This is a genomic window from Brachybacterium sp. YJGR34, assembly GCF_003347015.1.
GTDB lineage: Bacteria > Actinomycetota > Actinomycetes > Actinomycetales > Dermabacteraceae > Brachybacterium.
The window spans coordinates 147,861-167,030 of the sequence record NZ_PNFB01000001.1 but is presented as its reverse complement, the minus strand read 5'-3'; the positions used below and the strand labels follow the sequence as shown (position 1 = coordinate 167,030).

General features: G+C 73.3%; 16 protein-coding genes. 6 read left to right on the top strand and 10 right to left on the bottom strand.

Annotation, left to right across the window (positions count from 1 at the left end):
• Positions 1-75 precede the first annotated feature (75 nt).
• A complete protein-coding gene (locus tag CXH06_RS00670) occupies positions 76-825 on the top strand; it encodes a VIT family protein (RefSeq protein ID WP_114853219.1) in 750 nt (249 codons plus the stop codon).
• A 113-nt stretch (positions 826-938) separates the two neighbouring features.
• Here CXH06_RS00670 and CXH06_RS00665 read toward each other — a convergent pair whose 3' ends face one another.
• Positions 939-1,475, bottom strand: coding sequence for a peptidylprolyl isomerase (locus CXH06_RS00665; protein WP_157975537.1), 537 nt, complete (start codon positions 1,473-1,475; stop codon positions 939-941).
• A gap of 203 nt (positions 1,476-1,678) precedes the next feature.
• Here CXH06_RS00665 and CXH06_RS00660 point away from each other — a divergent pair, with 203 nt between their 5' ends.
• The 4 genes from CXH06_RS00660 (at position 1,679) to CXH06_RS00645 (ending at position 7,189) form a co-directional block, all read left to right on the top strand.
• Entirely contained in the window at positions 1,679-2,449 is a 771-nt protein-coding gene (locus CXH06_RS00660) for a hypothetical protein (RefSeq protein ID WP_114853218.1), read from the top strand.
• A 46-nt stretch (positions 2,450-2,495) separates the two neighbouring features.
• On the top strand, positions 2,496-3,077 hold the full coding sequence (locus tag CXH06_RS00655) for a GNAT family N-acetyltransferase (protein ID WP_157975536.1): 582 nt from the start codon (positions 2,496-2,498) through the stop codon (positions 3,075-3,077).
• 11 nt (positions 3,078-3,088) lie between these two features.
• Positions 3,089-4,015, top strand: a complete 927-nt coding sequence (gluQRS, locus tag CXH06_RS00650) for a tRNA glutamyl-Q(34) synthetase GluQRS (protein WP_114853216.1) — start codon at positions 3,089-3,091, stop codon at positions 4,013-4,015.
• 72 nt (positions 4,016-4,087) lie between these two features.
• Positions 4,088-7,189: a YhgE/Pip domain-containing protein gene (locus tag CXH06_RS00645; protein ID WP_114853453.1), complete on the top strand. Its 3,102-nt coding sequence runs from the start codon at positions 4,088-4,090 to the stop codon at positions 7,187-7,189.
• 43 nt (positions 7,190-7,232) lie between these two features.
• Here the strand turns inward: CXH06_RS00645 and CXH06_RS00640 are convergent, their stop codons facing one another.
• From CXH06_RS00640 to CXH06_RS00600, 9 genes are all read right to left on the bottom strand, one after another.
• On the bottom strand, positions 7,233-8,612 hold the full coding sequence (locus CXH06_RS00640; RefSeq protein ID WP_114853215.1) for a UDP-glucose/GDP-mannose dehydrogenase family protein: 1,380 nt from the start codon (positions 8,610-8,612) through the stop codon (positions 7,233-7,235).
• 177 nt (positions 8,613-8,789) lie between these two features.
• Positions 8,790-10,058, bottom strand: coding sequence for an amidohydrolase (locus tag CXH06_RS00635; RefSeq protein ID WP_114853214.1), 1,269 nt, complete (start codon positions 10,056-10,058; stop codon positions 8,790-8,792).
• An 18-nt stretch (positions 10,059-10,076) separates the two neighbouring features.
• Positions 10,077-10,784: an NUDIX domain-containing protein gene (locus tag CXH06_RS00630; RefSeq protein ID WP_114853213.1), complete on the bottom strand. Its 708-nt coding sequence runs from the start codon at positions 10,782-10,784 to the stop codon at positions 10,077-10,079.
• Between the two features lie 31 nt (positions 10,785-10,815).
• Positions 10,816-11,808: a class II fructose-bisphosphatase gene (gene glpX, locus CXH06_RS00625; RefSeq protein ID WP_114853212.1), complete on the bottom strand. Its 993-nt coding sequence runs from the start codon at positions 11,806-11,808 to the stop codon at positions 10,816-10,818.
• Between the two features lie 134 nt (positions 11,809-11,942).
• Positions 11,943-13,208 carry an MFS transporter gene (locus CXH06_RS00620; protein WP_114853211.1) on the bottom strand — a complete coding sequence of 422 codons (1,266 nt, stop codon included), beginning with the start codon at positions 13,206-13,208 and terminating at the stop codon, positions 11,943-11,945.
• 300 nt (positions 13,209-13,508) lie between these two features.
• Complete coding sequence (locus CXH06_RS18475) at positions 13,509-13,637, bottom strand: putative transporter small subunit (RefSeq protein WP_114853210.1); 129 nt, start codon at positions 13,635-13,637, stop codon at positions 13,509-13,511.
• A 67-nt stretch (positions 13,638-13,704) separates the two neighbouring features.
• Positions 13,705-15,339 (bottom strand): sodium:solute symporter family protein, encoded by a 1,635-nt coding sequence (locus CXH06_RS00610; RefSeq protein WP_232820150.1) that lies wholly within the window; start codon positions 15,337-15,339, stop codon positions 13,705-13,707.
• Positions 15,340-15,849: 510 nt separating this feature from the next.
• Positions 15,850-16,080 carry a hypothetical protein gene (locus CXH06_RS00605; RefSeq protein ID WP_114853209.1) on the bottom strand — a complete coding sequence of 77 codons (231 nt, stop codon included), beginning with the start codon at positions 16,078-16,080 and terminating at the stop codon, positions 15,850-15,852.
• Positions 16,081-16,248: 168 nt separating this feature from the next.
• Entirely contained in the window at positions 16,249-17,616 is a 1,368-nt protein-coding gene (locus tag CXH06_RS00600) for an extracellular solute-binding protein (protein ID WP_114853208.1), read from the bottom strand.
• A 517-nt stretch (positions 17,617-18,133) separates the two neighbouring features.
• Between CXH06_RS00600 and CXH06_RS00595 the strand changes: the two genes are divergently transcribed.
• A complete protein-coding gene (locus tag CXH06_RS00595) occupies positions 18,134-19,135 on the top strand; it encodes a LacI family DNA-binding transcriptional regulator (protein ID WP_114853207.1) in 1,002 nt (333 codons plus the stop codon).
• The last annotated feature ends 35 nt before the right edge of the window (positions 19,136-19,170 follow it).

The window sequence follows — 19,170 nt, the reverse complement described above, 5'->3', positions numbered from 1 at the left end:
AAGGCTGCCATCACTGCAGGTCAGCGAAGCCTCACCTCGCTTGTCTGGACTATTTCCAGATAATACTCTCAGGGCATGGCACTCCTCGACTCCCCCCTCTCCTCCCCGTCCCGACTCCCGGCCCCGGCGCCCGTCGAGGACGATCGCTCCTCCCGCTCCGAGCGGGTCAACCGCCTGCGCGCCGGCGTGCTCGGCGCGAACGACGGCATCGTCTCGGTCGCGGGCCTCGCCGTCGGCGTCGCCGGCGCCACCACCGACACCCGCTGGCTGCTGATCACCTCGCTCGCGGCGCTGATCGCCGGCGCCCTCTCGATGGCGATGGGCGAGTACGTCTCGGTCTCGACCCAGCGCGACACCGACCGCGCGCTGATCGCCCGCACCCGCAGCGCCCTCGCCGCGCACCCCGAGGCCGAGCACGACCATCTGGTCGACGCCCTCGGCGAGGCCGGGATCCCGGACGAGGTGGTGGAGTCCGTCGCGGACTCGCTGGAGCGGCACGACGCGCTCGCGGCGCACACCCGCTTCCGCCACGGCGTCGAGGACGAGGCCGTGGTCTCCCCGTGGGGCGCCGCGGTCACGTCCCTGCTCTCCTTCGCCCTCGGCGGCCTCATCCCGATGGCCGCGATCCTGCTCTCGCCGCCGATGCTGCGCCTGCCGGCGACGATGGTCGCGGTGGTGGCCGCGCTGGCGCTGCTGGGCGTGGCGAGCGCCGGACTCGGTCAGGCGCAGGCCGGCCGGGCCACCGCGCGCACCATCGCGGGCGGGATGCTCGCCCTCCTGGTCACCTACGGGATCGGCACCGCACTGGGCCTCGCGACGGTCTGACCCCTCCCCGCCCGGCCCCGTGCACAGCGGAGCGCCGCCGGTGCCGCGGCAGCCCGGGGGCTGCGGCGGCGCCGACGGCGCTCGGTCGCTGAGGGGGCGGGGCGCCCCGGTCCTCAGCGCTCGATGGTCACCGACTCGATGACGACGTCCTCGAGGGGGCGGTCGCGCATGTCGGTCTTCACGGCGCCGAGCTGGTCGACGACCTTCTTCGACTCCTCGTCCGCGACGGCGCCGAAGACGGTGTGCTTGCCCTGCAGGTGCGGGGTGGGGCCGACGGTGATGAAGAACTGCGAGCCGTTGGTGCCCGCGGGGCGGCCGGTCAGGGCGTTGCGGCGGGTGCCCGCGTTGGCCATGGCCAGGACGTAGGGCTCGTTGAAGTTCTTCTCCGAGATCTCGTCGTCGAAGGTGTAGCCCGGGCCGCCGGTGCCGGTGCCCAGCGGGTCGCCGCCCTGGATCATGAAGCCGGAGATGATGCGGTGGAAGACGACGCCGTCGTAGAACGGACGGGTGACCTTCTCCCCGCTCTCGGGGTCGGAGAACTCCCGGGTGCCCTCGGCGAGGCCCACGAAGTTCTCGACGGTCGTGGGGGCGTGGTCGGGGAACAGCTCGAGGCGGATGTCCCCGTGGTTGGTGTGCAGAGTTGCGAACATGGCGACATCCTCGCACAGACCCCCGCGCCCCTCGCGTCCGCCCACAGCGGACAGGTCCGTCGCTCCCCTGAACGTTCCCCCGGGGCTCCTGTCACCGGCTCGCGTTAGAGTTGTGCCACACGGGTCCCGACGTCCGCCCGGACGTCCCGGCCCAGGGACCACCGTCGGCCCGACCCGGCGGATACCACCGAAAGGGGAACCAGATGGCGCTGATCACCACCCGAAAGGCCAAGAGGGCCGCGGAGCAGGCCGCGGCCGAGGCCGCCGCCCAGGCGGAGACGTCGATCTCCCGCAAGGCCGAGAAGGCCGTCGAGGAGCTGCAGAAGGTCGCGGCCACCGTGGGCCCCGTGATCTCGGAGAGCGCCCGCGAGGTGCGCAGCCGGGCCGCTGATCTGTACGACCAGTACGTGCCCGAGGCCCAGCAGCGGCTGCGCGAGCAGTCCGACCGGCTCTCCTCGACCGTCGGCCCCCGTGCGGAGAAGCTCCGGACGGACGTGCAGGAGGACTACCTCCCGCGCGCCCGCAAGACCGCCTCGACCACCGGCACCGTAGTGCGGTCCGCCGCGGACGCCGCCTACGAGGAGCTCGACAAGGGCCAGGTCCTCATCCGTGCCGCGATCCTCGAGCCCACCGCACGCCCGAAGAAGAAGGGGCGCGCCGGTCGCGTCCTGCTCCTGCTGAGCCTGGCCGCCGCCGGTGCCGCCGCGGGCTACGTGGTGTGGCAGAAGACCCGTCCGGTCGAGGACCCGTGGGCCCCGCCGGCGGACTTCGCCCGCGCGCACTACCCCGCCTCCGCCGCGACCGAGGACGACTCCTCGGCCGTCTCGGACACCGTCGGCGCGGCCGATGCCGGTGACGTCGCCTCCGCCCTCAAGGGCGAGGAGGACACCACCGCGGCCGAGGGCACCTCCGCCACCCCGGAGGCCACCGGCTCCGACGACGAGAAGCGCGGGAGCCACCGCGGCGACGCCTGAGAACGACGGCGCACCGCACCGGCTGGTGCCCGACGGCGCGGCGATCATGTCCCCGGACGATGATCGCCGCGCCGTCGTCGCGTCCGATGCCGTGCGCACCGCGCGGCTGCTCCTGCGCCCCGTCGGCCCTCCGGACCTGGAGGCGCTGTTCGCCCTGCACAGCGACCCGCGCGCCTTCGCACAGGACCTCACCGAGCCTCTCACCGAGCCCGAGCAGATGCGCCGGGTGCTCGCGCACTGGATCGAGCGGCGGGAGCGGACCGGCCGGGGCTACCTCACCCTCCGCGCAGCCCCGGGGGCCGCGCTGCCGCCCGGGCTGCTGGGGGTCGTGGGCCTCATGGAGCTGGAGACCGAGCAGGCTCCGGCCCTCAGCGCGTACTGGCGGCTGGACCCGGCGGCGACGGGACGGGGCGTGGCGAGCGAGGCGATGCGCGCGGTCCTCGCCGACCCCCTGCACGGACCGCGCGGTCAGGAGGTGCTCGCGGTGACGGCCGCGCGCAACACACCCTCCCGCGCGCTCGCCGCCCGGCTCGGCTTCCTCCCCGCCCCGGTGGACCGCCCCGTGCCCGGTGACAGGGACGGGGACGTGCTGCTGGTGCTCCCTCCCGGCGCGACGGGCCGTCCGTAGACTGCCCCGCCATGGACACCCCCGCACCTCCCGCCCCCGCCGGGGCCGGCCGCTACGCCCCCTCCCCGAGCGGCGACCTGCACCTGGGGAACCTGCGCACGGCACTGCTGGCCTGGGTCCTGGCCCGGCGCACGGGGCGCACCTTCCACCTCCGCGTCGAGGACCTCGACCGGGTGCGCCGCGGGGCCGAGCAGCGCCAGCTCGAGGACCTCGCGGCCCTGGGCCTGGACTGGGACGGCGAGGTGGTCCGCCAGTCGGAGCGCGGCACGGCGCACGGCCGGGCGATCGAGCACCTGCAGGAGGCCGGCGCCGTCTTCGAGTGCTACTGCACCCGCCGCGAGATCCTCGAGGCGCCCAGCGCTCCGCACGCCCCGCCCGGGGCGTATCCCGGGACCTGCCGCGACCTCTCGCCCGCCGAGCGTGCGGCGGGCCGGGCGCGCTGCCGGGAGCTGCGCCGGGAGCCCGCGCTGCGCCTGCGCGCCGAGGTCGCCACCTGGAGCGTGCACGACCTGTGGGCCGGCGAGGTGCGCGGGAGCGTCGACGACCTGGTGCTGCGCCGCGGCGACGGCGTGATCGCCTACAACCTCGCCGTGGTCGTCGACGACGCCGCCGCCGGGGTGGACCAGGTGGTGCGGGCCGACGACCTCCTGAGCTCCGCGCCCCGCCAGGCCCATCTCGCCCACCTGCTGGGCCTGCCCGAGCCCGGGTACGCGCACGTCCCCCTCGCGGTGAACCGGGAGGGGGCGCGGCTCGCCAAGCGCGACGGCGCGGTGACCCTGCGGGACCGGCTCGCGCACGGGGAGAGCGCCGAGGACGTCGTCGGGCGCCTCGGGGACTCGCTCGGCGTGGCCGGCTGCCGCACCGCCGCGGACCTGCTGCGGCGCTGGAACCCGGCGACCCTGCCCGCCGATCCCTGGGTCGTGGACCTGCCCGGCTGAGCTATTCCCTGCACCACACTTGTTACCCATGGGTAACCAATCTCGATACACGAGCGTATCGTGTGCGGCGTGATGGGAATCCTCCGTGCGCTCCTCGCCGCCCTCCAGTCCGCGCTCCACGCCCTGCTCGCCGCCGCGGGCGGCGCCGTGCGCGCCGTCGGCCGCGGCCTGGCCACCACCGGCTCGGTGGCCCTCTCCCTGCTGCCCGCCGAGTGGAAGAAGCCGATCGCGGCGCTGTTCGTGGTGGGCCTGGCCCTGGTTCCGGTCATCTACTCCGGCAACATGACCTGGTCGTTCCGCGACCCCTCCCACCAGCTCCACGAGATCACCGCCGCCGTGGTCGACGAGGACGAGGGCGCGATCGCGAGCTCCCCCACCGGCGAGGAGCGCCGGATCGACGTGGGTCGCGAGTTCACCGACACCCTGCTCGAGACCGAGGAGGACAACGTCTTCAGTTTCGTCGAGGTCTCCGCGGACGAGGCGCGCGCGGGGCTCGAGGACGGCACCTACGGGGCCGCCGTCGAGGTGCCCGCGGACTTCTCCGCGCACATCGCCTCCCTCGCCGACGAGGGCGAGGCGGCCGCCGAGACCGCCCCGGCGATGCTCACCGTCACCACCAACGACTCCATCAACTACGTGGGCGGCAACTTCACGAAGTCGGTGGGCACCGCGCTGACCGACTCCCTGCGGGCCTCCGTGCTCGAGGAGTACCTCGACTCCGTCTACGTGGGCTTCACGAGCATCCACGACGGGATCGGCGACGCGGCCGACGGCGCCACCGACCTCGCCGGCGGCGCCTCCGAGCTCGCCGACGGCACCGGAGAGCTGGTCGACGGGTCCGGCGAGCTCACCGCGGGCACGGGAGAGCTCGCGAGCGGCAGCGGCGAGCTCGCCGCCGGCGCCTCCACCCTCCATGACGGCAGCCTCGACCTGGTCGTGGGGCTGCGGGACCTCAACGACGGTGCGGTCGAGCTGCAGGGCGGCACCGCCACCCTCCACACCGGCGCCGAGCGGCTGGGCGACGGGCTCACCACCCTCGACGAGCAGGGCGTCCCCCTGCGCGAGGGCGCCGAGCAGCTCGCCGAGGGCACCTCGACCCTGTCCGCCGGGGCCGCTGAGCTCTCCGAGGGCGCGGGTCAGATCGCCGAGGGCACCGCGCAGCTCGACGAGACCGTCACGGACGCCCAGGAGACGGCGGAGGAGCTCGGCGTCACCGAAGAGAGCGTCCGGACCACGAGCGAGGACCTGGTCACCGCCATCGACGATCTCGAGCAGGTCAGCGGCGAGATCGGCGAGCGCCTCGAGCAGCCGGCGCAGGCCGCCGGCACCCTCGCCGAGGACGCCTCCTCCCTCGAGGGCACCGCCACCGCCGTGGACCAGGACGCCCAGGACCTCGCCGCCACCACCGAGGACCGCGCCGAGGATGCCCGCACGGTGCGGGACGGGACCGCCGGCCTCGGCGAGGACGCGAGCGCCCTGGACACCGCGGCCCAGGACACCGAGACCGCGGCCGGGACGGCCGAGACCAGCGCCTCCACCGCCTCCCAGGACGTGGAGAACTACACCTCCGCGGTCGACGACCTCGCCGCTCGCTGCGCCGACTCCGGGGCCGATGCCGCCTTCTGCGAGGAGCTCAGCGCCGTCGCGGAGACCTCGGGGACCACCCGGGACTCCGCCGCGCAGGCCGCGACCGACGCGATCGGCGCCCACGAGGCCGCGACGGACGCCACCGGGGTCTCCACCGACATCGCCGAGACCGCCGAGTCCGTCACCGGGGCCGCGGATTCCCTGACCCCGTACCTCGAGGGGCTCTCGGAGACCACCGGGGCGCTGGCCGAGGACACCTCCACCCTGAGCGGCTCCAGCTCGAGCCTGGCGAGCGACGCCTCGACCCTCGGCGAGGACCTCGAGACCCTGCGCGGCGACGCCGCGGCCCCCTCCTCGGAATCGGGAGGCTCCGGGGAGCCCACGGCCGCGGAGCTCGCGGGCGAGCTCTCCGAGCAGGCCCGCACCGCGGCGGTCGCCCTGCCCGAGGCGTACGGCAGCCTCGCCACCGGCGCCGAGGACATCCACACCCTCGCCACCGGCGCGCAGGACCTCGCCACCGGAGCGGAGGACCTCGCCACCGGAGCGGACGCGGCCGACCAGGGCGCGCAGGACCTGTCCACCGGCGTCGTCCGGTACACCGAGGGGGTGAGCACCGCCCGCGACGGGGCGGTCGAGCTGGCCCGCGGCTCCGGTGATCTCGCCACCGGTGCCGAGCGGCTCGCCGGCGGCACCACGCAGGCCCGGAGCGGCGCGGAGCAGCTCGCCGGCGGTGCCGGGGAGCTCGCCGGCGGCTCGGCGCAGCTGGCCGACGGCGCCCGGCAGGTCGACGAGGGCGCCGGGCAGCTCGCGGACGGCGCCACCGCGCTGGACGACGGCGCCGGGCAGCTCGCGGACGGCTCCACCGAGCTGCGGGACGGCCTCGAGGACGCCCGGGAGCAGGTCCCCGCCTACACCGACGACGAGGCCGGGGCGCTCGCGCGGACCGCCTCCGACCCCGTGCAGATGACCTTCCAGCGCGACAACGAGCTGAGCCGCTTCGGCGAGGGCCTGGCCCCGCTGTTCCTCGCCATCAGCCTGTGGGTGGGCGGCATGGCCATCTTCCTCATGATGCCGCCGTTCTCGGCGCAGGCCGTCGCCCGCGGCCGCCGCCCGCTGGGCCTGCTCGCCGGCGGCCTGCTGCCCGCCGCCGCCCTGGGCCTGGTGCAGGCCGCGATCGCCGTCGGCGCCCTGCACCGGGCGGTCGGGATCCGGATCGACGACCTGCCGCTGATGCTGGGGCTGGCGGGGCTGACCAGCCTCGTGTTCGTGGCCCTGAACCACGGCTTCGGGGCGCTGTTCGGGCCGGTCGGGAAGTTCGTGGCCCTCGTGCTGGTGGCCCTGCAGATCTCGGGCGCCGGCGGCACCTATCCCACCGCCACCCTGCCGGGGTTCTTCCGGGCGATCCACGAGTTCCTGCCGATGACCCACGCGGTGGACGCCTTCCGCGGGGCGATCGGCGGCGGCTGGGTGGATCCGCGCCAGGACCTGCTGTGGCTGCTCGCCTGGCTGGCGGTGGGGGTCGCGCTGGGGCTGGGCGGCGCCGCCGCGGCGCGGCGCCGGGCGCTCGCGGAGGGACGCACGATCTGAGGCGCCGGGGTGGACTCGCCGTGGCCGGACGGGGCGTCGCGCCTCAGGCCGAGGCGAAGCCCGCCCGGGCCGCAGGGGCCTGCGGGCGGCCCGCGGGATCCGCCCGGCCCAGGGAGCGGATCTCCCAGCCCGCCTCGCGCCAGCGCGGCGGGGAGAGCACGTTGCGGCCGTCGATCATCCGCGGGGCATCGACCAGGCGCGCCGTGGCGACGGGATCGAGGTGGCGGTACTCCTCCCATTCGGTGAGCAGCAGCACCAGCTCGGCGCCGCGCAGCGCCTCCGCCGTGTCCTCGACGGTGGTCAGGCCCTCGAAGCGCCGGCGCGCGGTCGCGAGCGCCTCGGGATCGGTGACCGTGATGTGGGCTCCGGCGGCCATCAGGCGGGTGGCGACCTCGAGGGCGGGCGAGTCCCGGGTGTCGTCGCTGTCGGGCTTGAAGGCGGCGCCGAGCACGGTGATGCGCCGGCCCCGCAGGCTGCCGAGCATCTCGCGGGCCAGGTCCACCGCGCGCACCCGTCGGCGCTGGTTGATGGCATCGACCTCGCGCAGGAACCCGAGCGCCTGCCCCACGCCCAGGTCCTCGGCGCTGGCGATGAAGGCGCGGATGTCCTTGGGCAGGCAGCCGCCGCCGAAGCCGACGCCCGCGCGCAGGAACCGGCCGCCGATGCGCTCGTCCAGGCCCAGCGCGCGGGAGACGTCGGTGACGTCCGCGCCGGTGGCCTCGCACAGCTCGGAGATCGCGTTGATGAAGGAGATCTTGGTGGCCAGGAAGGCGTTGGCGGAGACCTTCACGAGCTCGGCGGTCTCGAAGCCCATCACCAGGCGCGGCACCTCGCGCTCGAGGATGCGGGCGTAGGCCGCATCGAGCATCCGCACCTCCATGCCCGCCGGCTCGGCCTCCGGGTCCCGCACCCCGTAGACGAGCCGGTCCGGGGCAAGGGTGTCCTGCACCGCGAAGCCCTCGCGGAGGAACTCGGGATTCCACATCAGACGGGCGCCGGGGATCCGCTCGATCCGCGCGGCGAGCTCCCGGGCGGTGCCGGCGGGGACGGTGGACTTGCCGACCACCAGGGTCGGCGCCCCCTCGCGGGCCGGCAGCACCGCGGCGAGCGCCTCGACCGCGGCGTGCAGGGCGCGCAGGTCGGCGCCGAAGCCGTCGGCGCGCTGCGGCGTGCCCAGGCCCAGGAAGTGGATCTCGGCGCCGGCGATCTCCGCGTGCTCGGTGGTGAAGCGGAGCCGGCCGGAGTCCAGGCCGCGGCGGAGGAGCTCGGCGAAGCCGGGCTCGTGGAAGGGCGGCTCCCCGGCGGAGAGGCTCGCGATGCGGGCGGCGTCGACGTCCAGGCCGATCACCTCGTGGCCGAGCTCGGCCATGCTCGCGGCGTGCACCGCGCCGAGGTATCCCACACCGATGACGGAGAGCTTCATCGTGGACCAGCTTTCTCGCGCTGCCCCGGGAGGATCACCGGATCGGCCGACGAACCCCGCGGGGGCTCGGACAGTGGCCCCAGCCTCCCGCTCCCAGGTGACGGGCGGGTGACCCCGCGGTGGAGCGGAGCGGGCGGTCCCGCGACCGTTCGTCGGCGCGGATCCGGCGCCGCGAGGTCAGCGCGGCGCGGGCACGGCGCCGCCGGCCGCGAACCCGCCGGCGGCCGCGAGGCGGGCAGCCTGCTCGCGCACTGCGGCGCGGGCGGCGGGGTCCGCGGCGACGTCCCGGATCACCCAGGCCATCGCCACCGCGGCGTCGTCCAGCAGGCGGCGGCCCTCCGCGCTCGCGGAGTGCTCGGCGAAGGCCGGGGTGTGCAGGGCGGCGTCCGCGCCGGTGATGCCGACGAAGGGGTGCAGACCCGGCACGCGCTGGGTCACGTTGCCCATGTCCGTCGAGGCGGCCATGACGCCGAGGGAGCCGTTCAGCGGTCGGCCCAGGCGCTCCATGGCCGCGTTCCAGGCCGCGCCGAGCACCTCGTCCTGGAGCAGCGGCTCGTAGACGGGCTCGGTGGCCTCGATCTCGAGGCGCGCGCCGGTGGCGACCGCGCCGGCCTCGAAGCAGGCCATCAGCAGGTCCCGCAGCTGCTCGAACGCGGGCATCGTCAGGGCCCGGCACTCGAAGTCCACCACCGCCCGCTCGGGCACGATGTTGGTGAGACCGGTCTGCTGGGGCACCAGCGCGAGACGCTGGCCGTCCTCGACCCGCTGGCGCAGCAGCCCGGCGGCGACCTGCGCGATGACGGCGGCGTCGTTGGCGTTGACCCCCTCGGTGGGGTTGGCGGCGGCGTGCGCGCCGCGGCCTGTGTAGGTGGCTCGCCAGCGGCCGACGGCCTGGCTGGTCGAGCCCAGCACGTCGTAGGTGTCGGTGTGCCCGGTGGGATGGGCCATCAGCGCCAGGTCCACCCCGTCGAACACCCCGCGGTCCAGCAGCAGCTGCTTGCCGCCGCCGTGCTCCTCCGCCGGCGTGCCGATGACCAGCAGCGTCAGGTCGAGCTCGTCGACCGCGCCGGCGAGCGCGAGCGCCGCGCCGAGGGAGGCGCCGGCGATGAGGTCGTGCCCGCAGCCATGGCCGATCCCGGGCAGGGCGTCGTACTCCACGCACAGGGCCGCCACCAGGGACCCGGAGCCGATCCGGGCGCGGAAGGCGGTGGGCAGCTCCGCGATCCCGCGCTCGAGCACGAAGCCCGCGCCCTCGAGCAGGGCGGCGCAGCGGTCGTGGGCGCGGTGCTCCTCGAAGGCGATCTCGGGATCGGCGTGGAGCGCGTCGGCGAGGGCGTGGACCCTCGTGCGCGCCGCGGCGTACGCGGCGGCGAGGGCCGCGCGGGCGTCGTCGGCGAAGGCTGCGGGTGCTGAGGGGGCGGCGGGTGCTGCAGGATCAGTGGTCACGGGACGATCCTGCCACGCTCACCGGCCCCCGGCCTCCCCGTCGCCCACGCGCAGCAGCGGCGGGACCAGGGAGGTGCCCGGGCCCGCCCGGTAGAGGCGGGCGGGCCGGCCCCCGGTGGTGGGGGCGTGCCGGTCGAGCTCGACGAGGAAGCCCTCGGTGCGCGTGGCCTTGCGGTGGAAGTTGCCGGCGTCCAGGTTCGCGCCCCAGACGCTCTCGTAGACCCCGCGCAGCTGCGAGATCGTGAACTCCGCGGGCAGGAAGGTGATCGCGAGGGTCGTGTACTCGAGCTTGCTGCGGGCCCGCTCGAGGGAGCACTCGAGCACCGCGGCGTGGTCGAAGGCGAGCGGCACCGCGGCCAGGTCGCCGAGCGCCCACCAGCGGGCATCGGCCACGTCGTCGCCGCGCTGGGGGTCCGGGAGGTCCGCACCCAGGGCCATGAAGGACACCGAGACCACGTGGCCGCGGGGATCGCGCCCGGGGGCGCCGAAGGTGCGGACCTGCTCGAGGTGGACCGCCCCGCTGCCCAGCGAGGCCTCGTCGGCCAGCACCCGGTACGCGGCGTCCTCGAGGTCCTCGCCGACCGCGATGAAGCCGCCGGGCAGCGCCCAGGCGCCGCGGTGCGGATCCTCCTCGCGACGGATCAGCAGGACGCTGAGCCGGCCCTCGCGCAGGGTGAGGACGGTGAGATCGACGGCGACGTGGATCGCGGGCGCGGAGCTGGCCATATCTCCAGGTTAGCGCCGATCCCCTCGCCCCTCACTCGGAGATCCAGCGCCCCCACTTCTCCGCCCGGTGCTCCGCCTCGACGATCCGCACCGTCCCGGAGGTCGAGCGCATGACGATCGACTCGGTGACGATCCGGTGGCTCTGGTAGCGCACCCCGCGCAGCAGGTCGCCGTCGGTGATCCCCGTGGCGGCGAAATAGCAGTTGTCGGAGGTGACCAGGTCATCGGTGGTCAGCACGCGCTCGAGGTCGTGGCCGGCGTCCACCGCCCGCTGCCGCTCCGCCTCGTCGGTGGGGGCCAGCCGGCCCTGGATCATGCCGCCGGTGGCCTTGACCGCGCAGGCGGCGATGATCCCCTCGGGGGTGCCGCCGGTGCCCAGCAGCATGTCCACGCCGGCGCCGCGGGCGGCGGCGATCGCCCCGGCCACGTCACCGTCCATGATGAACTTGACCCGCGCCCCGGCCGCTCGGATCTCGCGGACCAGGCCCTCATGGCGGGCCCGCTCGAGCACGCACACGGTGACCTGGTTGACCGGCTTGTCCAGCGCCCTCGCCACCAGCTTGACGTTCTGCTCGATCGGCAGGCGCAGGTCCACGAACTCCGCGGCCTCGGGTCCCACCACCATCTTCTCCATGTAGAACACCGCGGAGGGGTCGTACATGCTCCCCTGCTCCGCGACGGCGAAGACCGCCAGCGCGTTGTTGTACCCGAGCGCCGTCAGGCGGGTGCCGTCGATCGGGTCCACGGCGACGTCGACCCGCGGACCGGTGCCGTCCCCCACCTGCTCCCCGTTGAACAGCATCGGGGCCTCGTCCTTCTCCCCCTCGCCGATCACCACGGTGCCGTCCATGCGGACGGTGTCCATGAAGGAGCGCATGGCGTCGACCGCCGCGCCGTCGGCCCGGATCTTGTCTCCCGCGCCCACCCAGCGGCCGCCGGCGATGGCGGCGGCCTCGGTGACGCGGACCAGCTCGAGGGCCAGGTTGCGGTCGGGGGCGGAGGAGGTGGGGGCAGATGCGGTCATGGAAGGCTCCCTCGTCGTGCGCGGCTGGGGGCGACGGAGCTCGGCTGCCGGAGCGACAGGCCGATCATCGCCTGACGTGCACTGGCGACTCTACCGGCGCCGCCGCGGGAGGGGGCCCGTTCCCGCCACCGGTCTCAGGCGCGGGAGCGCAGCGCGTGCAGGTGCCAGGCCCAGAAGGCCCCGCCCAGCACCGCGAAGGCCAGGGAGGTCAGGGCCAGGGAGAGCAGGCTGGTCGCGACCATCGGGGCGATCGCCCCGGCCAGCAGCGCGTTGAGCACGAGCGCGAAGAAGGTGCCCAGCGAGGCGGCGGCGCCGCGCTCGTGCGGGAACAGGTCCAGCACCTCCAGCTGGATCGGGGCGAACACCAGCGCGACCGTGAAGGCGATGACCATCGGTCCGATGACCGCGAGCAGCAGCGACCAGGTGATGGCGCCGGTGAACTCGGGGGCGAGGGAGACCAGCACGATGTTCAGACCGGCCGCGAGCACCGTGCCGGCGAAGCCGATCGTGATCAACCGGGCGCGGTCCATGAGGTCCGCGGCGCGCCCCACCACCCAGGCGCCGGACATCATGCCGATGATCAGGGGCACGAAGAGCACCCAGAAGTCCTGCTCCCCCAGGCCCAGCAGGCGCACCACGTAGATCGAGGCGGCGGCGATGAAGAGGAACTGGGCGGCGAAGCCGAAGGCGGAGGCCGCGGCGATCCGCAGCATCACCGGGGACCGGCCCACGTGCACCAGCGAGCCCAGCAGGGAGCGCACCTGCAGCGGCGTGCGCTCCTCGGGCGGGAGGGTCTCGGGCAGCCGGACGGTGAGCGCGAGGACCACCAGGCCGTACACCCCCACGCCCGCGAACACCCAGCGCCAGTCGCCGAGCAGCAGCAGCCAGCCGCCGAGGATCGGGGCGATCGCCGGCGCGACCGAGAAGATCATCATGACCTGCGCCATCAGCCGCTGCGCCTCGGAGCCGGAGAACATGTCGCGGATGACCACGCGGGAGACGATGGTGGCCGCGCCGGCGCTCATGCCCTGCAGCACCCGCAGCAGGATCAGGCTGCCCAGGCTGGGGGCCAGCACGCAGCCGAACATCCCGATCAGGTAGATGATCAGACCGCCGATCATGACCTTCTTGCGCCCCAGCGCGTCGGAGAGCGGGCCGTGGAAGATCGACATCACCGCGAAGGCGGCGAGATAGGCGGAGACCAGCTGCTGGAGGGCGACCTCGTCGCTCGCGAACTCCTCGCCGATGCGGGTGAAGGCCGGGAACACGGTGTCGATCGTGAACGGCCCGATCATCGCGAGCGAGGCGAGGGTGATCGTGATCCGGGCGCCGGCCCTGCGGGGTCGCTCCGGGAGGGTCGGGACATGGGAGGCGGGGAAGGGCGTGGTCACCGGGTCCATGCTAGGCAGGCGGCAGAGGTCGGGTCATTCCCGTCCCGCGGGTCGGGAAGCAGGCCACGAGGCACGGGCACAGGATCCCGAGGCGGCGGGATCCTCGACCGCTGCCGCCTGCACGGTTCCGCGCGGCCGGGTGGATCGTGCCCTGAGCCCGCGAGCGCCGGGCGCGTCGCGCGCCCGGCGCTCACCCGGCGCCTCCCGACGAGTTGGGTGCGGATCCGAACCGTCCGCGGGCGGTTTCCGGCTCGGAATCGCACCCCACTCTGCCCGGCGGCATCGGAGGAGAGCGACGGACGGCGGCGGTCAGATGACCGGGCGGCCCTCCGCGCGGGCCTTCCTGACGTCCTTGACGAAGGCGCCGGTGATCGTGACCAGGACGCCGAGCACGAGCACGGGCCACATCAGGACGTAGGCGGTCAGCAGTGCGGTCATGGGATTCCTCCTGGAGGGGTGTGTGGTGGTCGGGCCGGGCGGTGCCCGGTCGGTGGCGGCGGGCTCGTCAGCGGCCGGCGGGCGCGGGCTCGGCGGCCCCGGTCGGCGGGATCTCGTCGGCGGCCCCGACGGCCTCGTCGTCGCCCTCGAAGTCGCCGGTGACCTGCTGGATCACGGCGAAGTCGAAGTCCTGGCGCGAGCGGACGCTCATCAGGTAGCAGACGAGGAAGGAGACCGCGTAGGCCACGAGGGAGCCGGAGAGCGTCTCGAAGTCCCGCAGGTACCCCAGACCCAGGGGCAGCGCGGCGACCGTGGCGATCGCCCCGACGATCACCGCGGGACGCAGACCGAAGAACCCGAAGGCCATGATGCCGAGCACCACGCCGATGCCCACGACGGAGAGCAGCTCGACGACCAGACCCCAGGCGCCGGTCAGCGGGAACAGGGTGAAGCGGACGGGCAGGAACACCGCGAGCGCGGCGAGCACGGAGACGGTGAACGCCGCATTGGTGACCTTCTTCCAGTAGAAGGAGGCGATGACCGGGAACACCAGGCAGCCCCAGAGGGCGCCGACGAACACGAGCAGGTCGAGGATGTTGAACTGCGCGGTGGCGAAGAACAGCGCCGCGGCGGTGGCCACGATCATCGTGATCCGGCCGATGAGCACCATGACCCTCGGGTTCGCCTTCTCCCGGCCCACGGACTGGCCGTAGATGTCGGTCATGACGATGGAGCTGAGCGCCGAGAGGTCGGAGTCCGCGGTGGAGGACAGCGAGCCGACGATCATGATGAAGGCGAGCGCCACCAGCACGACGGGCAGGTAGGTGCCCACCATCTGCGGCATGAGGTTGTTGACGTCGCCGCCGGCGGGCTCGACCCCCAGGTAGAGCGCCATCACGCCGAGCATGCCCACGCCGATCACGGTCGCGCCGTAGCCGACGGTCGCGGTGACGAAGGTGGGCTTGATGAGGTCCTCGCGCACGGCGAAGAGACGCTGGGCGATGGTCTGGTTGCCGATCGCGTAGGCGAGCACCGCGGCGATGTACGGCGCGCCCTGGTTCATGAAGGCGTCCGAGGAGAAGAAGCTCTCCTGCTCCGGGGTGACGTTGCCGGCCTCGACGCCGGCGGTGAACATCGAGGGGCCGCCCGCGAGGAAGAACACCGCCGGGATGATGACGACGGCCGCACCCAGCATCGCGACGACCTGGGCGAAGTCCGTCAGCACGGAGGCGCGGAAGCCGGACCACAGGGTGTACATCAGCACGCCGCCGGCGATGATGAGGATGCCGGCGCCGAAGGAGAGCGGGGAGAGCATCGCGATGATCGCGCCGCCCGCGATGAAGTTCGAGGTCAGCGAGATGACCGAGCCCAGCACGTTGGAGCCTGCCAGCATCAGCTGCGAGGAGCGCCCGTGCCGGGCGTACATGACCTCGGCGAGGGTGTGCGCCTTGGGCGCCACGGCGCGGATCCGCTTGCCGAAGGGGTAGATGAACAGGATCATCAGGGCGCCCCACAGCCCGTAGTGGATGGGGCCGGAGACGCCGTAGGTGTAGCCCGCGGTCACCGAGGCGTACAGGGAGGACGCCCAGATCCAGGTGGCGGTCATCGAGGCCGCGGAGATGCCGAAGCCGATGGTGTTGCCGGCGGTCATGTAGCCGTCGGCGTTCTCCTTCCGGCGGGAGATCACGACCGACATCCACATCGTGCCCCCGTAGAACAGGAGCAGGAGCAGGAGCACTCCGATGATTCCGAGCTGGGCGATCTCGCCTGCTGGCGGCACTGGACTTCCTTTCGTCGCGGACTGACCGATCGTGTCGATCCGGTCCTGCGCGCGCTGCACAGGGCGCACCCCGCGCAGGGCTGCGCCCGTCCTCGGGCCGACCGGATCCGTGCTCCCGTGACGCAGGCCTGTCGCCGTCGACCCGAGCGGTGCCTCGCACCTGCTCCGGGGGACGGGACGGCGGCCGCGGACGTCCGACCGGAGCAGTCGGTCCGCGGCGTCATCGCACAGGGAGCCGGAGTGATGCTTGCATACTCTGCACCGGTTGACCAATCGACCGTCGGCGAGGCTGCTCATCCCTGCAGAGCACAGAGCTTCTCCTGATTGTCGGACAACCCGTTTTCGAGCACCCAGCGGCCCGACTGCATGGCGATGCATCGAGAGCCGCCGAAAAGCGCTCCGACGAGGCCTTCCTGAGCGATCCCCGTCAGGTCAGGGAGCGTCGACGCGGGACTCCTCGCCGTAGCCGAAGAGCGTCCCGCCGCCGGTGGAGCCGTCGGCATAGACGAACTCGAACGCGCGCAGTCGGCCGTCGCCGTCGATCCACCACGTCTCGGTCCGTTCCTCGGAGGTGAGCTCGTAGCCATCCGTCGAGGCTCCGTCGATCTCGCGGGAGCCGACCTCCTCGAGCGAGCTCGCCGCGTCGGCGAGGTCCTCGAGCACCTGGGCCCAGTCCCAGCTGCTCGCGAACTCCTCGGGCTGGATGTGCCCGCTCCGCTCAGGACCGTCGCCCCGCTCCTCCAGCCACAGCTCGCCGTCGACGACCCACTCCTGGCGCTCGTCCCCCGGCGTGGTGGTGGTGACCCGGAGCGCGGTCAGCTCCGACCGGGATCAGCCGGGGATCTCGTTGGGCTGACCGTAGGAATCCGGCATTCGGTATCCGGAGAACAGGTCCATCTTCGGCTCGACGTAGTCCTGGTTGACCTCGGCCGCTCCCGCGGGCGTCTCGGAGCCGATCGGGACGGCCACGCGAGTGCGGTCGAGGGTGTCCCAGATGGCCTGGCCCGCCGGGAGCGGCGGTCGGGCGATGGAGGTCGGGAGCATCTGCCGGAAGATCTCCGCCGCAGGGTTGTACTTCTTCTCCTCGATCGCCCGCAGGTGGGTGGGGAGATTGCCCATCGCCGGCTGGATGATCGACTGCCCCTCGAACCCGGCATGGAATGTCATGTACTCCCACAGGGTCCTGGTGATGTTGGCTCCCTTCGGGATCGCGAGGGAGAATCCGCCGGACCAGGTGTAGGTCTCGTCGCCGCTCGAGGTCACCGGCAGCCAGGTGAACTTCAGCGGGAGGTCCGGGGCGTACTTCTCGTTCCCCTGAATCGACCACGGGCCCGTCGTGGTGAATCCCAGACGGCCGCTGAACATCGCGGACTGGCTGGGCGGGGAGTTCGGCGGCTGGTACGTCGCGAAGAAGGTGTCGACCGAGGCGTAGGGGAACTCCTCCGCCCAGTCCGCGTACAGCTCGTAGACCGCGGCCCATTCCGGAGAATCGAGGGTCACCGTCGCCGTGTCGTTGTCGTAGACCTCCGCGCCGAGGCCGAACCCCCAGGTGTAGGGCCACCCCTCATCGAGCCAGGGCGCGAAGCCGAAGCGGGTGTAGTTGCCGCGGCCGTCCACCGTCATGACCTTCCGCGCCGCCTCCCGCAGCTCGCCCCAGGTCATCACGTGCTGATCGGGATCGAGCATGTCGAGATCGACGCCGGCGTCGATCATCACGTCCTCGTTGTACATGAGCGCACGCGCGTCGGTGTCCGTCGGCAGCCCGTAGATCCCGCCGTCGTAGGTCACCTCGTCGACGGCGAACTGCACCCACTGACTCATGAACTCCTCCGGCGAGACGCCCTCGAACTCCTCGATCAGCGGATCGAGGGGCTCGAGCAGTCCGATGGACGCCGACTGGACGGCGGTGAAGCGTCCCATCCACCACACGTCCGGGGCGGTGTTGCCGCGGACCGCGGTGATGATGGGGCTCATGTCCGCGGCGCCGTTCGAGGGCACCTGGTCGATGTGGATCCGGGCGTCCTTGCCGGCCTCGGTCCTCAGGAACGCGTCACGGACCGCCTCGTCCTTGTCCGCGTCCGCGGCCCCCATCCCCCAGTAGCGGACGACGTGATCCCCGGCGGCGGGAGCGCGGGCGCAGGAGGACAGGGCCAGTCCCGCCGCGGCGGACCCGCCGAGGAGGTGTCGTCGAGAGATCACGGGGAGCCTCCGTCGGTGGTGCCGCGAGCGCCGGAGCGGGGTGCCCGACGCTCCGCCCTCGACGATGAGGAGCGGCGGGACGGGACCGTCGACGGAAGGAGGCGTGCCCTCCGGGACGGTCGACGCCGCCGTCCGGCACTTCGGCGTCGTCGACAATGTCGAGAAAGCTACAGAAACCACCGCGCACCGTCAAGATCCGCCGTCTCGATCTTGTCCGAAACGACAATCTGACCTGCGCCGATGCTTTTTGGATCGTTATCTCGGAGAACGGTGGCGCCGGCGGCACTAAACCCCTTGACCTCGCCGTCCCGCATCGATATCTTGCCCCGCCCGGCGCTGACGCCACAGGACTCGGTGAACGGGGCACCCTCGTCGAAGCGCTTCTGCGAGAATTCGTCGAATCTGTTCCCCCGGGCGCCGCGAGACGGGACAATGGACCGCCTGCGGAGCAGCTCCGCAGACGGCAGGGAAGCCGGCGCCTCCTCGGCGCACGGCGATGCGGCGGACAGGAGCGGACATGGCGACGATGATCGACATCGCGAAGGAGGCCGGCGTCTCGCTGAGCACCGTCAGCTACGCCCTCAGCGGGAAGCGTCCGATCTCGAGCGCCACGCGTGACCGGATCGAGCGTGCCGTCGCGAAGCTCGAGTACCACCCCACGGCCAGCGCGCGCGCCCTGGCCCTGCAGCGCACCTCCCTGCTGGGGCTGGCGGTCCCCCAGCGGCCCGACATCGACAATCACGTGATCATGGACTTCGTCGGCTCCATCCTCACCGCCGCCCACGAGCAGGACTACGAGGTCGTGCTGGTGACCGCCGAGGACCGCGAGCGCACGCTGCGGATCGTCGAGGAGGGGAAGGTCGATGCCCTCATGGTGATGGACATCGTCGAGGACGACGACCGCATCCCCGCCCTCGCCCGGCTCCCCCGCCCCGTGGTCCTCATCGGCAACCCGCAGGACGCCGGCGGCCTGGCCTGCGTGGACTTCGACTTCATGGCCGGGGCCATGCTCGCCGTCCGCGAGCTCCACCGGCGCGGCTGCACGCGGATCGGCATGCTCAAGCCGCCGTCGGCCGGCCCCGAGGGTCCCGTGCCCACCTACGCCCGGCGCGCGCGCCTCGGCTACACCATGGCCTGCGCGGAGCTCGGCATCGAGCACCGGATCCTCGAGGTGCCCCCGGAGACGGAGGCGATCTCCGCCCTGGTCCGCGAGGAGCTGGTGGAGAAGCAGTCCGTCGACGCCCTGTTCGTGCACCACGAGCCGGCGCTCGCGATGCTGGGCCGCGCGCTGCTCGCCCACGGCGTCGGCTGCCCCGACGACCTGCAGGTCGTCGCCCTCGCCCCGACCGATGCCGCGATGAGCGGCCCCTGGGAGCTCTCCTCCGTGGACCTCCCCGTCCCCGCCATCGGCCGCACCGGGGTCGCCATGGCCCTCGATCGGGTCGCCTCCCCCGATCTGCCTGCGCATTCGCGCCTGCTCAGCCCCAGCTTCACCCCCCGCGCGACGACCCGCGGGTGAGAGGCAGGACGGAACGACAGGGCTCGGAGCGTCCT

Excerpts from the sequence above, each read along its gene's own strand:
- CXH06_RS18475 (WP_114853210.1), bottom strand. The coding sequence starts at position 13,637 with ATGACCGCACTGCTGACCGCCTACGTCCTGATGTGGCCCGTGCTCGTG.
- glpX (WP_114853212.1), bottom strand. The coding sequence starts at position 11,808 with ATGACCGCATCTGCCCCCACCTCCTCCGCCCCCGACCGCAACCTGGCC.
- CXH06_RS00630 (WP_114853213.1), bottom strand. The coding sequence starts at position 10,784 with ATGGCCAGCTCCGCGCCCGCGATCCACGTCGCCGTCGATCTCACCGTC.
- CXH06_RS00640 (WP_114853215.1), bottom strand. The coding sequence starts at position 8,612 with ATGAAGCTCTCCGTCATCGGTGTGGGATACCTCGGCGCGGTGCACGCC.
- CXH06_RS00595 (WP_114853207.1), top strand. The coding sequence starts at position 18,134 with ATGGCGACGATGATCGACATCGCGAAGGAGGCCGGCGTCTCGCTGAGC.
- CXH06_RS00655 (WP_157975536.1), top strand. The coding sequence starts at position 2,496 with ATGTCCCCGGACGATGATCGCCGCGCCGTCGTCGCGTCCGATGCCGTG.
- CXH06_RS00660 (WP_114853218.1), top strand. The coding sequence starts at position 1,679 with ATGGCGCTGATCACCACCCGAAAGGCCAAGAGGGCCGCGGAGCAGGCC.
- CXH06_RS00620 (WP_114853211.1), bottom strand. The coding sequence starts at position 13,208 with ATGGACCCGGTGACCACGCCCTTCCCCGCCTCCCATGTCCCGACCCTC.
- CXH06_RS00670 (WP_114853219.1), top strand. The coding sequence starts at position 76 with ATGGCACTCCTCGACTCCCCCCTCTCCTCCCCGTCCCGACTCCCGGCC.
- CXH06_RS00645 (WP_114853453.1), top strand. The coding sequence starts at position 4,088 with ATGGGAATCCTCCGTGCGCTCCTCGCCGCCCTCCAGTCCGCGCTCCAC.
- CXH06_RS00665 (WP_157975537.1), bottom strand. The coding sequence starts at position 1,475 with ATGTTCGCAACTCTGCACACCAACCACGGGGACATCCGCCTCGAGCTG.
- gluQRS (WP_114853216.1), top strand. The coding sequence starts at position 3,089 with ATGGACACCCCCGCACCTCCCGCCCCCGCCGGGGCCGGCCGCTACGCC.
- CXH06_RS00610 (WP_232820150.1), bottom strand. The coding sequence starts at position 15,339 with ATGTGGATGTCGGTCGTGATCTCCCGCCGGAAGGAGAACGCCGACGGC.